Genomic DNA, 14,497 nt, shown 5'->3' with positions numbered 1-14,497 from the left:
GCTCCTATTCAAAGATCTCGATCAGCGGCTTTTCGTAGCGGGTCTTGATGGTGTCGATCCACCACTGCTCGTCGTGCAGGTCGAAGACGTGCAGGGCGAGCTCGTATTTTTCCGGAAGGATTTCCACCCACACCGTGCCGGGCGTCATGTTGATCAGGCAGGACAGGAGCGCGAGTCCATACGGATTCTTCAGGTCGAGCGGTATGCGGATGAACTGGGAATTCAAACCTTCCGCTTTGGCAAACAGGATGACGCGGCTGACGTTGAAGCAGGAGCGCGCGATTTCAATCCCGGCCATTGCCAGGAGGCGAAGCAGCAGCAGGGGCCTGGCCACCCGGGGAAATCCGATCGGATGGAAAAAGGGTTGCGTCAGCAAGGGCACGGCGACGGCAAGGATTGCCCCCAGCAGGAGCGTTGCCGGGTCGATGCTCTGTTGGAGCAGCAGCCAAAGCAGCACCAGGATGCCCGACACGAGGGGAGATGGCAGCCAGCGTTTCATCGCGCATCTCCTTTGCCCTGCATGCCGGGCACTGCCGGTTCGGACAGCACGCGTTCGATGTACTGCTGCGGACGGTGAAGGTCGTCCGCCGTGCGGACCAGATAGTCCATGACCGGCCCGGCCTGTACGGTGAGCAGCACGCATAGCCCCAGCAACAGGCAGATCGGCGCCACTTCGGTCACCGGCAGGCGTGGTTGCGCCACCCTGCCGGCGGCCCAGAAGGTGCGCACCCCGAAGCGCAGCAAGGAAATGATGGCGGCCATTCCGGAGAGCAGGATCAGCGCCATCAACACCCAGGTCTTCGCTGTAACGGCCGAGGCAGGCGGATTGAGGAGCGCATGGAACAGGGTGAATTTTGCGACGAAACCCGAGAGCGGCGGCAAACCGGTGATGATCAGCGCGCAGGCGGCAAACGACATTCCGAGGAAGGCGAGGGCGGCTGGGATGCCGACGCCGACCGGCTCGCCGGGAGCTTCCTCCACGGCGAACGCTTCCATCGTCAGCGCCAGCACCGCCGCTCCCGGGGAGCGGAAGCGTTCGATCAGTTCCAGCAGGAGCATGAAAGCGGACAGCGCCAGGGTCGAGCCGAGCAGGTAATACAGCCCGGCACTCACCAGTGAAGCCTGGCCGTAGCCGATCACCGCCAGCAGGATGCCGGACGAGACGATCGCGCCATAGCCCGCCAGTCTTTCCGATACATCCGTTGCAAGCATGCCGGCCGCACCGAAGACGACGGTGGCCATGCCGCCCCAGAGAAAGAGGTCGAAGGCGAAACCGGAGGACACGCCGGCCGCACTGGAAAAGGCAAGCAGCCATACCCGCAGGATCACAAAGGGGCCGATCTTGGTCGTCAGCACCAGCATGGCGGCGACCGGGGGCGAGGCCGCGGAGTAGGTGGTCGGCAGCCAGAAGCCGAGCGGCCACATCGCGCTCTTGACCAGGAAGGCGATCGCCAGGATTGCCGCCCCCGCCTGCAGCAGCGGCAGCTGGTGTGCCCCGGCATGCGGCAGGCGCACGGCGAGGTCGGCCATGTTCAATGTGCCGGTGCTGGCATAGATGAGCGCGACGCCGATCAGGAACAGCAGGGAGGCCGCGAGGTTGATCGCAATGTACTGGATGCCGGCCCGCAGGCGCGCCACGTTGTAGCCGTGCAGCAGCAGACCGTAGGACGCGGCCAGCATGACTTCGAAGAAGACGAACAGGTTGAACAGGTCATGCGTGAGGACGGCACCATTGATGCCCATCAGCAGGAACTGGAACAAGGAATGGAAGTGCACGCCGATGCGGCTCCAGCGCTGCGCCGAGTACAGCAGCACGCAGCCCGCGATGAGCGAGGTCAGCAGCAGCATCATGGCCGCCAGCCGGTCGGCCACCAGCGCGATGCCGAACGGCGCGGCCCAGTTCGCCGCGAGATAGACGCCGATGCCCTGCGGCCAGGCCTCGTTGTCCGTCATCACGAGCAGCCGCACCGCCACCGCGAACAGGCATAGCACCGAAATCATGTTGACGGCGAATTTCAGGCGGTGGCGGCTTTCCTTGAAAGGCACCACCAGCGCGCCGCACAACAGCGGCAGCAGCACCGGCGCGACGATCAGATGCTGGCTCCAGGCGAGGCTCATCGGTCCGGCTCCTCGCCATCCACATGGTCGGTGCCGGTCACGCCGCGCGCGCCGATCATCAGCACCAGGAACAGCGCGGTCGTGGCGAAGCCGATCACGATGGCCGTGAGCACCAGCGCCTGCGGCAGCGGATCGGCGACGGTCGTTGGATCGGGCAAGGCCGGGCCGGGCGTCAGCGGCGGCCGGTCTATCCAGAGGCGCCCGATGACGAAGATGAACAGGTTGACCGCATAGGACATCAAGAGCAGTCCGGTCAGGACCTGGAAGGTGCGCGGGCGCAGGACCAGCCAGATGCCCGAGCCGAACACGATGCCGATGGCAAGCGCGATGATGAGTTCCATCAGAGTGTCTCCCTCATGGGTTCGGGTTGCGGCGCGGCCAGGATGTCAGGCGATGTGCGCCGGCTGCGCAAGGATTGATGCGCCAGCGCCAGCAGGATCAGCATGGTGGTGCCGACCACGGCCATGAACACGCCGAGATCGAAGAAAAAGGCGCTCGGGACATGGATCTCGCCGAGCAATGGAAGGTGCAGGTGCGCGGTGTGGCTGGTCAGGAAGGGATAGCCGAACAGCCAGGCGCCCAGCCCGGTCAGCAGCGCGATGAACAGCCCGTAGGCAATCCAGCGATGCGGCCGCAGCCCGAGGCGCGACTCCACCCAATGCGTGCCGCCCAGCATGTACTGCGTGATGACCGCGACCGCGAAGATCAGGCCGGCGACAAAGCCCCCGCCGGGCAGGTTGTGTCCGCGCAGGAAGAAATAGGCGGCGACCACCACCATGAACGGCATCAGGAAGCGCAAATAGACGCCAGGCACCATCAGGTATCCGCGGTTGGCCTGCTGCGCGGGCCCCTGCCGTACTGCAGGGTCGACATCGTTGGCCTGCTGGACCGGAATGGCGATGCTTTCGGCGGCGGGACGGAAGCGGCGCAGCAGCGCATAGACGGTCAGTGCCACGATGGAAAGCACGGTAATCTCACCGAAGGTATCGAAGCCGCGGAAGTCCACCAGAAGGACATTGACCACGTTGCTCCCGCCACCGCCGGACAGGGCGTGCAGCAGGAAGAAATCGCCGATATTGTCCAGCACCGGTTGCGTCAGCGCCGCATAGCTGAGGGCTGCCATGGCCGTACCGCCCGCCACGGCAACGGCCATGTCGCGCGATCGGCGCAGAAAGACGCTGCGCGGCATTCTGCGGTTCAGCTCAAGGGGGGCGATCCGCGGCGGCAGCCAGCGCAAACCGAGCAGGATGAGCACGGTGGTCACGGTTTCCACCATCAATTGCGTCAGCGCCAGGTCGGGCGCCGAGAGCCAGAGGAAGGTCAGGCTGGTCACGATGCCGGTGCCGCCTACCAGGATCAGGGCAGCGAGGCGGTGATACTTGGCCTGCCACGCCGCCGTGACCGCGCACGCGCAGCCGATCAGCCACATCCCGGCAAACAGCAGGTCGACATCGGAACGCAGTTGCGTGCCGAATGCCGGCAGGGGGCGCACAAGCAGCAGCGGTATGACGACCAGGGCGAGGACCATCAACAGCAATTGCGGCTGCAGCCGCCTGGTGCCAAACCATTTCACCAACCAGGCTGCGGCCATGCCCAGGCGCAGGATGGTGGTCTCGTAGGCCTGGGCGCCGCTGAATCTTTCCAGCACTGGCGCGTCCGAGCGGGTGGCAAGCGCATAACGCTTGCGCAGAACGATATAGAACAGGATGCCGCCGGCGAGTGCGATGACGCTCTTGAGGAGTGCGATGTTGAAGCCGTGCCAGACCTGCAGGCTGAACGCCGGCATTTGCTCTCCCAGCATCGACGCAATGCCCATGCGCAGGAAGGGTTCGACGATCGGCCCCGGTGCGATGCCGACCAGCACGCAGGCCAAGACCAGCAATTCGACCGGAAACCGCATCCAGCGCGGCGGTTCGTGCGGTACTTTCGGCAAGGCGACAACAGGCCGGCCAAAGAATACGCTGATGAAGCGCAGGGAATACGCGACGCTGAAAATGCCCATGGCCACGGCTGCGACCGACAAGGACCAGTCTTCATCTCCGCCGACCAGGGCGGTCTCGGAAAAGAACATTTCCTTGGACAGAAAACCGTTGAGCAGCGGCACACCGGCCATTGCGCCGCTGGCGACGATCGCCAGCGTGCCCGTGTAGGGAAGATGGCGGAACAGGCCGCGCAGCAGGCGCATGTCGCGCGTTCCGGTCTCATGGTCGATGATGCCCGCGGCCATGAACAGGGACGATTTGAAGGTGGCGTGGTTGAGGGTATGGAACACCGCGGCCACCATCGCCAGCGGCGTGCCGAGCCCGAGCAGTACCGTGATCAGGCCCAGATGGCTGATGGTGGAGTAGGCCAGCAAACCTTTCAGGTCGTGCTGGAAGATGGCTGCGAACGCGCCGACCAGCATCGTGCAGATGCCCGCACCGCCGATCAGCCAGATCCATTCCGGGGTGCCGGACATGACAGGCCACAGGCGCATCAGCAGGAATACGCCGGCCTTGACCATGGTGGCCGAATGCAGATAGGCCGACACCGGGGTAGGGGCGGCCATCGCATGCGGGAGCCAGAAATGAAAAGGGAACTGGGCGCTCTTGGTCAATGCGCCAAGCGCCACCAGCACGAGCATTGGCCGGTACCACGGATGCGCACGCACCGCATCGCCCGCCGATAACACGACGTCGAGATCGTAACTGCCGGCGACGTGGCCCAGCATCAGCACTCCGCTCAACAGGCACAGCCCGCCGGCGGCGGTGACCATGAAGGCCATGCGGGCGCCGCGCCGTGCGTCCGCGCGATGGTGCCAGTAGCCGATGAGCAGGAAGGACGTCAGGCTGGTCAATTCCCAGAACACCACCAGCTGAACGAGATTGCCGGAAAGGACGACGCCCAGCATTGAGCCCATGAAGGCGAGCAGGAAGGAGAAGAAGCGCGGCACCGGATCTTCCGGCGACATGTAGTAACGCGCATACAGCGTCACCAGCAAGCCGATGAACAGCACCAGCATGACGAACAGCCACGCCAGGCCATCCATGCGCAGCGCGAAGTCCACACCCAGCGCCGGCAACCATTCGACGCGGTAGCGCATCACTTCGCCGTTGCCGATCTCCGGATAGAAATACCCGGTCACCAGCATGCCGGACACACAAACCAGGCCGGCCAGCGCTGCCTGCCTGTTCCGTGTATCGGCCGGCAGGAGGGCCGCGGCGATGCTCCCCGCAAAGGGAAACACGATGAGCGTCAGCAATAACGCATCCATCAGCAGATGCCCGCCTGCATGACCGGGTATGCCGGAGCAATCCACTGAGGTTGAACAAGAATCTTCAGAGGCGGACTGTCATCGGGTCTCATCGTGCTCCCTGGAATTGAACATCGGATTCTTTGGCCCACGCCAGCTCTTCCGTGGCGCAACATGCGGCGCGGTTCATTCAAGCGCTGTTCATGTCATTGTAACCACTAGAGCGTATTCAACGCCGGTAGTGCGACTTGCCGGAGGGGTTTCTCATGAGCCGGCCGGAAATACGAGGTGGTACCCGGAGGAGATGCCGGAATGGAACAAGCAGATGCAGCAGGCAGAGCTGAAAAGTTTTGACAAGCCGGACGAAAATTGCCGCCGACTTCCAGGGGATGGTCGATTACGCGAAAGCGCAGTGATTCGGACCGCAGCCGATGAGGCTTCAATCCTTGGGATGCCGGGCGTGCTCCAACCCGGACAACGGATCCTGGTCCTGCGGCAAGCCCGCAGTTCGCGGGACTTATCTCCGGCGCTGCTGCCCCTGCATGGCCGGCCCGCGCTTCTCGAGGTGGCGGAAGGTGATACGGCCCTTGCTCAGGTCGTACGGGGACATTTCGATCGATACCTTGTCGCCGGCGATGATGCGGATGCGGTGCTGCCGCATCTTGCCCGAGGTGTAGGCGATCAATTGATGACCGTTTTCCAGGTTCACTCGGAATCGTGAATCGGGGAGCACCTCGATCACGAGGCCGTTCATTTCCAGCACTTCTTCTTTAGACATGCAGATTTCCATTACTTGGCGCGCGCGGGGTGATGCCGGGCGCAGCCTGCTGCGGGCACGGAAGGCTTCCGTTCCGGGAGAGCAGGGACGGCGCGGACATCGGCGCACAGGGTTCAATGAGGCCTTGCCCCGGAATGGCGGGCGCGGCGGCGGATCACGGCGCCGAGCATCAGCATCAGCATCGGCGGAACGGCGAGGTGGCCGGCACACGCAGGCGTTCAACCCTGGTAGCCGGAGGACAGGAAGAGGCGGGATGCTGAAGTCGCCCAATACGCATGAACTGGACGAGCGGCCCGCCATCGGACGCCGGACTATATCACAAGTGCCGGCATCGCCCGATGCGAGATCGGGCGGGAGAGAAAAAGTTATTGCGTGCGCGGCGAGCGGAAGGTCGCGGGACGCAGGACCAGCGGGTTGCCTGCGACGCCGGCTGCCACCAGCCTGCGCGCGACGCCGTTGATATTCGGCTCGTATGCGCGGAAGATTTCCATCACGTCGACGTCATCATCCTCGGTCTTGTATGAGGAAAGTGCGTACAAGGCCTGCGGCGTGATAAGGCATTCGTGCCGCACCGAGTCCACGATGACACTAAAGATGACGCCGTCGCCGGAGAGGTGAGGCTGGCTGGATGCATGGTTCATGATGATGTTCCTTAGGTGAACTCCGCACGCAATGGCGCAGAACGGAGGCGGTCAATTCACGCTGGCCGGACCGCACGGGAATGCAGTACGAGCACACGCAGAAATCTCCCTCTGGAGCTCCCATCATGACCGGGTTGGAAGCCTTGGCGCTGACGACGCGCAAGGCCGGATGGAGATGTCGATCAAAGGCCTTCCGGCCCGCTTACACCGGGCGAATGTTGGTCGCCTTCTCGCCTTTGGGACCGTTTCCGAGTTCGTACGAGACGCGCTGGTTTTCGGACAGGCTCTTGAATCCTTGCGCCTGAATGTCCTGGAAGTGGGCGAACACGTCCTTGCCGCCGCCATCGGGGGCGATGAAGCCGAAGCCCTTGGCGTCGTTGAACCACTTTACTGTACCGGTTTGCGTAATCATTACTGTTTCCTTCATGTTGAAATCGGGCACGATTGCCCATGGCGCACCTGGAACCAAGGAAGACTACCGATGAGAATCAAACAGGAATGGCCCCGGAACGGGCAAGACGGGAGAGAAACCAGCAATGACGACAACTTGATGCAAGCGCAGGACCACTATACAGGCAAAGCCCGGAGATACCTATCGTTATTTCGATTATTTTTCCACCCCTTGGGGAACATTGCCGCGGCGCATGCAGCCATACCTATTATGTGCCTGCCAACGCGTTCGCGGACAGCGGGTACACTGAACGTTCACGACCGGAGGTGCAATGACCGCGGAACGCATACTTGAAATGTTCCGGCAACATGCAGGGACAATCGCACTGGAAGAATCCGGCCCGATGCTCGCCAGCGTGATTGAAGAGCTGGCCCAACTGCTCGCCGATTCGCACGAAAAACTGCCGGAGGAAACATTCGCGTCCCTGGTGAGGATAGGCGGCGTGCTCTACCGCGAGGGGAACAGCCAGTTTCGCGCCAAGACCGATGTCGACGCGATCATGGAGAAATCAGGCAGGCATTAAGTCGCCCACGGGCGAACGTACATTCGCTCCGTGAACACAGGCGCTCACTCACCGTAAGGAACAGTATGACAGTCCTGGTATCCGTCAAGATCAACGACGGCGTCGTCATGGCGGCCGACAGCGCGAGTTCTTTCGCCAGCGGAATGATCTACAACAACTCCCGCAAGATCGTGAACGTGCGCGAAGGCCTCCCCGTGGGAGTGATGGTGACGGGAGCGGGCGGAATCGGAAACGAATCGTTCGAGACCCTGCTGAAAGACTTGCGGCAGCGCTTCAGCGACGAAAGCGGCATCTATCCCCACTGGCGGATCGACCCCGGCAGCTACACCATCGAGGGCATCGCCTCGAAAATGCGCCAGTTCCTTTTCGAGGAAAAATCCGTCGCGCACGGGGCAAGCACCTGGACCAAGCTGCGCGTTTGCGGTTACTCGTCGGGCAGGCCCTTGGCGGAAGTGTGGGAAGTGAACCTGATGGGCGACGCTTGCCCGCCGCCGAACTGCGTTCAGTCGGAGCAAGAGTTCGGCTTGCGGTGGGATGGAGAGTACGAGGCCCTCGACCGACTGGTATTCGGATTGGGGACACGGTTCAACAGTGTGGCGGTGAAACACGGGCTAACGGCGGAACAGGCAGCGGAGTTGCGGGAAAAGCTGGTCCCCGACCTGTATGAATTGTTGTTTGTCGAGGCCATGCCGATCCAGGATGCGATCGACCTTGCGCGCTATCTCGCCGAGACGACGATAGGCTTCATCCGGTTTTCCGTGCCGCGCCCGAAGACCGTGGGCGGGCCGATAGAAATCGCCGCGATCACCAAGCATGAGGGATTCCAGTGGGTGCAGCGCCGTTCCGCCCGGCAGTCCGGAGAGACATGAACAAACCCTGACCAGGAACGAGACCGCGCTACCAGCCTGTGCTATATCTTCAATCATGGCACTAGTCATGGTCTTCATAACACCCATCGGAGATCGAAAATGGTCAGCAAGAACACGATTTGTCTCTGGTTCAACAGCAATGCGCTGGAAGCCGCGCAGTTCTACGCGGAGACGTTTCCGGACAGCACGGTAGGAACGGTCCATCGCGCGCCCGGCGATTATCCCGCGGGCAAGGAGGGTGATGTCTTGATGGTCGAGTTCACCGTCGCCGGCATTCCTTGCATCGGACTGAACGGCGGCCCGGAGTTCACGCACAGCGAAGCTTTCTCCTTCCAGATCGCGACCGACGACCAGGCCGAAACCGACCGCCTGTGGAATGCGATCGTCAGCAACGGCGGCCAGGAAAGCGCATGCGGCTGGTGCAAGGACAAGTGGGGCCTGTCGTGGCAGATCACGCCGCGCGCGCTCATTGCCGCGATCGGGGACCCTGACCGCGCCGCCGCCAAGCGCGCTTTCGAGGCGATGATGCAGATGGGGAAGATCGACATCGCTACGATCGAAGCCGCCCGGCGCGGGTGAGCGCGATCTCCCGCGGCCTCGCCCCAATGAGCCGAGCGACACGCCGCAAGTACATTCCGCACGCGATCCGATCCTGCTCAAGCCGAGCCCAGCAGGGCCAGCAGGCGTGAGATGTCGACCGGCTTCGTCATGTAGTGATCGAATCCCGCCGCCCTCGCGCGTTCGCGGTCGGCGGATTGCCCGTAGCCGGTCACGGCGATGAGCAATGTGCCTGCGGTTTCCGGGCGCGCTCGCAACTGCCGGGCGAGATCGTTGCCGCTGATCCCGGGCAGGCCAATGTCCAGCAGGCAGACGTCGGGTCTTTCCTTCAGCGCTGCGTCGAGCGCCTCCTTTGGACAGTGCTCGACGGTGGCTTCATGCCCGGCTGTGTTGAGGATGATGCACATGGCCTGTGCGGCGTCGACGTTGTCATCGACGATCAATACTTTCACCCGCCGGCCCGGAATCGAAGGCTCGCCGGAAGGGGAGTGGAGGGCCTTGTCGTCGTACTTCTGCAGTCGCGGCAGACAGACCTTGAATTCGCTTCCCTTGCCGGGGCCCGCACTCGTGCAGCTCACCTTTCCGCCGTGAAGTTCAACCAGACTCCTGACGAGTGCGAGCCCCAGGCCCAGCCCGCCCGAGGATCGGTCAGAAGTTCTCTTGGCTTGTACAAACGGCTCGAACAAGTGCTCGATCAGATCAGGAGCCATGCCGATACCGTTATCCTGCACGGCAATCGTCACCTGCTCCTGGCGTACCTCCGTCCTCAGGTCGATCTGTCCGCCGTCAGGCGTGTATTTGGCCGCGTTTGTCAGCAGGTTGGAGACAATCTGCACGAGCCGCTTCCGGTCCCCAAGCACGACAGCAAGCTCAGGCAGTTCCCGGATCGTCAGCAGGTGGCCGCGCGAATGTATGAGCGGCATCGCCTGTTCAACCGCATCGGAAATGATGCCGTCGAGGTTCAGCGCCTCTTTCTCCAGTTCGATCAAGCCTCTCGTCACCCTTGAAACGTCCAGCAAGTCATCGACCAGCCCGGTCATATGCTCGACTTGCCGCTCGATGATGGCACTCGCTCTCCTGGAGACGTTTTCGTCGTTCTTGCCCCGCTTTAATAGTGACGCCGCCGACGCAATCGGTGCGAGCGGGTTGCGCAGTTCGTGGGCCAGCATCGCCAGGAACTCGTCCCTGAGTGTCCGCTCGTCACTCACCGCCTGGCGCGATTGCCGGGCAAAACTGGCAACGGATGCAGCGAGCAGTTGGTCAATCGCCTCGTTGAAGCGGATAAGGTCCCGCAAATCGCATTGCCCTGATGATTCGGTGTCTTCACTCCAGAGGCGCAGGACAGTGGCGCGGAGTGCCCGGTATTCGGCGACAAGCTGCTCGATCGTGAAGTTCGACTTCAGGCGGGCAACCCCATGTTCGCTTCCGGCTGCGTCGGCGGGCCCGGGAGTGCCGCGCCCCTTCGACTTGTCTTCCTGCTCCCGGGGAGATTCCGGGAAGCAAAGATCTTCGGCAATGGCGTTGAGCATCATTGCGGCATGGTCTCTCAACTCTTTGCCCGTCATGCTCATATCCGGCGGCGCAACCACAGCCGCGAAGTCCTCCCACTCCGCGAGGATCCTGTTTGAATTTTTAACAATGAAATCGGCAAGTCGCACGGAAGCACATGAACGAGGATGCTTGCCTCGCCGGACCTTGAGGTAGAGATACTCGAATCATGCATATCTCGTACCTGCCTTGCCGAATCCGGGTCGCATCATTGTGGCAACATTGATTTTTTGGTATACATACAAAACAATGACGGCCTCCCGCCACCGGAACGACGAACAGAACAATGACAGAACCCAGCAAGCAACGCGTCAGCAGAAAGCGGTCCGCAACGACCGAAACGCCAGTCGAAACCGAGCGCAACTTGCGCGCCCAGGGCATGCGCACCCGTAACGCCATCATCGATGCGGCAAAAAAGCTGCTGCTCGAAGGCGGCAGCCTGGAATTCACCCTGCGCGAGGTGGCTGTCCGTGCCGAGATCAGCATCAGCAACCTTCAGTACTACTTTCCGACGCGGCTTGCGGTGCTGCGCGCGGTCGTCGAGCCGGTGGTCAATGCCTACCTTGGCGACCTCAAGCGTGCGGTCACCAGCGGCACCCCGCCGCGCAACACGCTCAACATCATCGCCGAGCGCGCGATGCGCGACGCTAAGAATGCCGAACGCACGGCTCTGTGGTGGCACTTCGTTTCGCTTGCCGCGATCGATCCAGAATGTTCGCGGCTGCTCGACGACTGGTACGAGACAGTGACGCGCGATCTCGCGCAGCTTATCCGCGCCGCCCATCCCGATTGCGGGCCCGCCGAAAGCCTGCACCGCGCCACGCTGCTTGTCGCGATGGCGGACGGCCTCAGTTTCCAGCTCGGCGCGGGGCGCCGCAAGCGCGATTACACGCGGGGTCTCGAGGCGCAATTCCTCGCTACCGCCGACGCCATCGTGCGCGGGGTGACCCGCAAGGACTAGCCGGAACACCGCCGCGACGCGAAAACACGACAGGGAATCCCTGTCGTGTTTTTTTTTGCGAAGTCTTTTGTAATTCGTCCTAACTTTGGTAATATGTACTAACAGAAGAGTGAAGCAAAAGAGCGAAGCGGCCCGTCGGCTTCAGCCCCGGTTGTCATATTTTCAAAGGAGACCCAGGTGATTCGTCTTTACAAATCCACATCGCTGCCGCTGGCCGGCCTGAGCGGTTTCGAAACGCCTCTTAGCGAAGAGGAAAGCGCGATCCAGAACAGCGTGCATCGCTTTGCACGCGACGTCATGCGCCCGATCGGCCGGGAGCTGGACCGCATGACGCCGGAGGAGGTGATCGCTCCCGGGTCGCCGTACTGGACTGTCCTGGCCGAAAGCGCCAAGCTCGGACTCGATCCGGCGCTGATCGCCCAGTTCCCGCCGGAGGTCGCCGTCCGCATCGAATCGCTGATCGGCGAAGAGCTCGGATGGGGTGACTCCGGCCTGGCCGTTTCGCTCGGCGTCGCGACGGCGCCCTTGATGATGGCCCAGTCGCTCGGCAACCAGGAACTGATCGAGATGTGCGCCGGCAGGCTCGGCTGCTGGATGAACACCCAGCCCGATCGCGGCTCGGACGCCGCGATCCTGTACCGCGAAGAGCTGGCCGCGGGCGGAAAGCAGCCGATCGGTAACGTCACCGCCAAGGTCGGCGCCGACGAGATCGTCATCAACGGCCAGAGCTCGGCGTGGGTGTCGAATGGCTCGGTGGCGCAGGTCGCGCTCGCTTACATGGCCGCGGATTACGGCGACGGGTTCTACAGCACCGGCGTACACGGCGCCTTCACCAACGGCATCGGGCTGATCATTCCGCTCGACCTGCCTGGGATCTCGCGCGGCAAACCGTTGGACAAGATCGGCCAGCGCGCGCTGCCCCAGGGCGAAATCTATTTCGACAACGTCAAGGTCCCGAAGCGCTTCGCCATCGCCTTGAAGGACGAGTATCTCGGCAACCTCTCCTCGATGTGGTCGTACGCCGGAACGCACATGTGCCAGGTCTTCGTCGGCGCGGCGCGCGCGGCGTTCGAGGCTGCGCTGGCCTACTGCCACGAGCGCAAGCAGGGCGGGGCGTACCTGATCGATCACCAGATGACGCACCTGCGCGTAGGCGAGATGCTGCGCCGCCTGGAGATGGCCCGTGCAATCGCCCGCCGCAGCCTCGCCTTTGCGCGCATGTCGCCGCAGAGCCACCCTTACGCGACTGCGCAGGCCAAGGTCAGCGTGACCGAAGAAGCGATGAAGATCACGCACGAAGCCTTCCAGCTTTTCGGCGGCAATGGCACCACGCGCGAGTACCCCATCGAAAAGATGTTCCGCGACGTCCGCTCCGCGCTGATCGAAGACGGCGAGAACTACCACCTCACCATGCGCCTCGGGGTGCTGGCCGGAAGGCTCTACCAGAACGGATGGACGCAGGAATAATCGTCATGGATCTCAAGTTCACCATCCTCTGCCTCGCCACCGTGCTGCTGCTGGCGACCTCGCTGGTCTACGGCGTGAAGTTCCTCAGGAAGCAGAATTACCTGCTCGGACTGGAGTGGCTGGTCGTCACGCTCTCGACCTCCAACCTCCTGATCTATCTCCTGAGCCAGGCGAAGCTCCCATACAGCATCTCGTACTTTTGCGATGCGTTTTCCAGGGCGTTCGGCATCCCCGTGATCGCCACCGCCGGCCTGATGGCGGTGACGCATCGCTACGCGCCGTCGAAGTTCCTGGACATCGTATTTTTCGCCGGAAGTATCGCGGGCACGGCGTTTCTCGTGTCGGCCGACATCATGGCCAAGCCCTTGCCTTACTTCTACCTGTTCATGTGGACGGCATTCTCGATCTATCTTGCGTATTTCGCCTATCGCTTGCTGCGGGCAGGAGAGAATCGCCACGCCCTCGGCGTGATCCTCGCCCTCGTGTCGGGACAGGCCATCGCCTCCATCTACGACTTCTACAAGATCCCGGGCGATGAGGAGCAGGTGATCTTCTTCACCCTGGCGTTGACCACCTGGTCTTACATGCTGGCGCAGTTGTACTACGCCTACGGCGCCCTCGAACGCGTGGAGGCAGCATGAGCCCGGGCCCGAACAAAGCCGTACGCTTCACGGCCTGGAGTGCCATCCTCGGCGGCCTCTTTGCCTACGCGAACGTCGCGCTGGTACTGATGGTGACCGGCGGGGATACCGAGATGATCCTCCACGGGCCGAGCATGCTGGCCTTGCCGTCCGGGGAGCGCGACATGTTCCGCTGGGGCATGTTCGCCGACATCCTCGGATTCTATCTGCCCGTTCTCGTCATCGCGGCCTACCTCTGGCACAGCTTCCGGGATAGCGCGGGCGTGCTGGGCGACATGGCAGTCCTGGCGATGGCGCTCTACGCCGTGGTCGGTGTCGGCGGCGCAGCCATGCAGCTTGCTGTCCTGCATCCGCTGGCGCAGTTGCACGCGGACGGCGGCGAGGCGGCGAGGGCCGCCGCGGAATCCGCGTGGACGGCCATCGCGCATGCGAGTCAAAAAGGACTATGGTGGTCCGAAGGGCCGGTGGTGCTCTTCTGGGGAACGGTTGTCGGCCATCAGCTCAGGCAGGCAGGCTGGAAGGGACCGATCCTTCTCCTGTTGAAAGTGACCGGCTGGTGTTTCGGACTCTTCTTCCTGTTCGGCATGTTCCCGGCACTCAACGGGCTCATGAAGGCCATGCTGATCATTGTCGTGCTGATCTTCCCGCTGTGGATGCTCTTGTTCGGCGGGCAGCTATTGCGCCGGCATGCCTAGTTCACGCGGTTTTTT

The 14,497-nt window shown here is 62.6% G+C and carries 15 protein-coding genes; 7 read left to right on the top strand and 8 right to left on the bottom strand.

What is annotated here, in order from left to right; translation table 11 throughout:
- Nucleotides 1-4: 4 nt before the first annotated feature.
- The 7 genes from VFF99_RS03290 to VFF99_RS03260 form a co-directional block, all read right to left on the bottom strand.
- The gene (locus VFF99_RS03290; protein WP_325014976.1) at nt 5-499 is read right to left on the bottom strand and encodes a Na+/H+ antiporter subunit E; all 495 of its coding nucleotides are present in this window, start codon (nt 497-499) and stop codon (nt 5-7) included.
- Nucleotides 496-2,118 (bottom strand): monovalent cation/H+ antiporter subunit D, encoded by a 1,623-nt coding sequence (locus VFF99_RS03285; protein ID WP_325014974.1) that lies wholly within the window; start codon nt 2,116-2,118, stop codon nt 496-498. Before VFF99_RS03285 ends, VFF99_RS03290 begins: the two co-directional genes overlap by 4 nt.
- Nucleotides 2,115-2,459 (bottom strand): Na+/H+ antiporter subunit C, encoded by a 345-nt coding sequence (locus VFF99_RS03280; RefSeq protein ID WP_325014972.1) that lies wholly within the window; start codon nt 2,457-2,459, stop codon nt 2,115-2,117. The genes VFF99_RS03285 and VFF99_RS03280 overlap by 4 nt, the downstream gene beginning before the upstream one ends.
- The gene (locus tag VFF99_RS03275) at nt 2,459-5,371 is read right to left on the bottom strand and encodes a monovalent cation/H+ antiporter subunit A (protein WP_325014970.1); all 2,913 of its coding nucleotides are present in this window, start codon (nt 5,369-5,371) and stop codon (nt 2,459-2,461) included. Before VFF99_RS03275 ends, VFF99_RS03280 begins: the two co-directional genes overlap by 1 nt.
- A 496-nt stretch (nt 5,372-5,867) precedes the next feature.
- Nucleotides 5,868-6,128, bottom strand: coding sequence for a translation initiation factor IF-1 (gene infA, locus VFF99_RS03270; RefSeq protein WP_325014967.1), 261 nt, complete (start codon nt 6,126-6,128; stop codon nt 5,868-5,870).
- Nucleotides 6,129-6,493: 365 nt separating this feature from the next.
- Complete coding sequence (locus VFF99_RS03265) at nt 6,494-6,769, bottom strand: DUF1488 family protein (RefSeq protein ID WP_325014965.1); 276 nt, start codon at nt 6,767-6,769, stop codon at nt 6,494-6,496.
- A 202-nt stretch (nt 6,770-6,971) separates the two neighbouring features.
- The gene (locus VFF99_RS03260; protein WP_325014963.1) at nt 6,972-7,181 is read right to left on the bottom strand and encodes a cold-shock protein; all 210 of its coding nucleotides are present in this window, start codon (nt 7,179-7,181) and stop codon (nt 6,972-6,974) included.
- A 310-nt stretch (nt 7,182-7,491) separates the two neighbouring features.
- Here VFF99_RS03260 and VFF99_RS03255 point away from each other — a divergent pair, with 310 nt between their 5' ends.
- The 3 genes from VFF99_RS03255 (at nt 7,492) to VFF99_RS03245 (ending at nt 9,191) form a co-directional block, all read left to right on the top strand.
- Nucleotides 7,492-7,743 carry a hypothetical protein gene (locus VFF99_RS03255; RefSeq protein WP_325014961.1) on the top strand — a complete coding sequence of 84 codons (252 nt, stop codon included), beginning with the start codon at nt 7,492-7,494 and terminating at the stop codon, nt 7,741-7,743.
- 65 nt (nt 7,744-7,808) lie between these two features.
- The gene (locus VFF99_RS03250) at nt 7,809-8,612 is read left to right on the top strand and encodes a hypothetical protein (protein WP_325014959.1); all 804 of its coding nucleotides are present in this window, start codon (nt 7,809-7,811) and stop codon (nt 8,610-8,612) included.
- Between the two features lie 99 nt (nt 8,613-8,711).
- On the top strand, nt 8,712-9,191 hold the full coding sequence (locus VFF99_RS03245) for a VOC family protein (protein ID WP_325014957.1): 480 nt from the start codon (nt 8,712-8,714) through the stop codon (nt 9,189-9,191).
- A 77-nt stretch (nt 9,192-9,268) separates the two neighbouring features.
- Here VFF99_RS03245 and VFF99_RS03240 read toward each other — a convergent pair whose 3' ends face one another.
- Nucleotides 9,269-10,828: an ATP-binding protein gene (locus tag VFF99_RS03240; protein WP_325014955.1), complete on the bottom strand. Its 1,560-nt coding sequence runs from the start codon at nt 10,826-10,828 to the stop codon at nt 9,269-9,271.
- Between the two features lie 176 nt (nt 10,829-11,004).
- On the opposite strand from VFF99_RS03240, the gene VFF99_RS03235 reads away from it, so the two are divergent.
- The 4 genes from VFF99_RS03235 (at nt 11,005) to VFF99_RS03220 (ending at nt 14,482) form a co-directional block, all read left to right on the top strand.
- On the top strand, nt 11,005-11,679 hold the full coding sequence (locus tag VFF99_RS03235) for a TetR/AcrR family transcriptional regulator (protein WP_325014953.1): 675 nt from the start codon (nt 11,005-11,007) through the stop codon (nt 11,677-11,679).
- 177 nt (nt 11,680-11,856) lie between these two features.
- Nucleotides 11,857-13,146, top strand: coding sequence for an acyl-CoA dehydrogenase family protein (locus VFF99_RS03230; protein ID WP_325014951.1), 1,290 nt, complete (start codon nt 11,857-11,859; stop codon nt 13,144-13,146).
- Between the two features lie 5 nt (nt 13,147-13,151).
- Nucleotides 13,152-13,787: a hypothetical protein gene (locus tag VFF99_RS03225; protein ID WP_325014949.1), complete on the top strand. Its 636-nt coding sequence runs from the start codon at nt 13,152-13,154 to the stop codon at nt 13,785-13,787.
- Nucleotides 13,784-14,482, top strand: coding sequence for a hypothetical protein (locus tag VFF99_RS03220; RefSeq protein WP_325014947.1), 699 nt, complete (start codon nt 13,784-13,786; stop codon nt 14,480-14,482). The genes VFF99_RS03225 and VFF99_RS03220 overlap by 4 nt, the downstream gene beginning before the upstream one ends.
- Nucleotides 14,483-14,497 lie beyond the last annotated feature (15 nt).

It is taken from the genome of Noviherbaspirillum sp. (assembly GCF_035654295.1).
In the GTDB taxonomy this organism is placed as follows: Bacteria; Pseudomonadota; Gammaproteobacteria; order Burkholderiales; family Burkholderiaceae_D; genus Noviherbaspirillum.
Note: the sequence above shows the minus strand (reverse complement) of the source record. Positions and strands in the feature narration are given on the sequence as shown.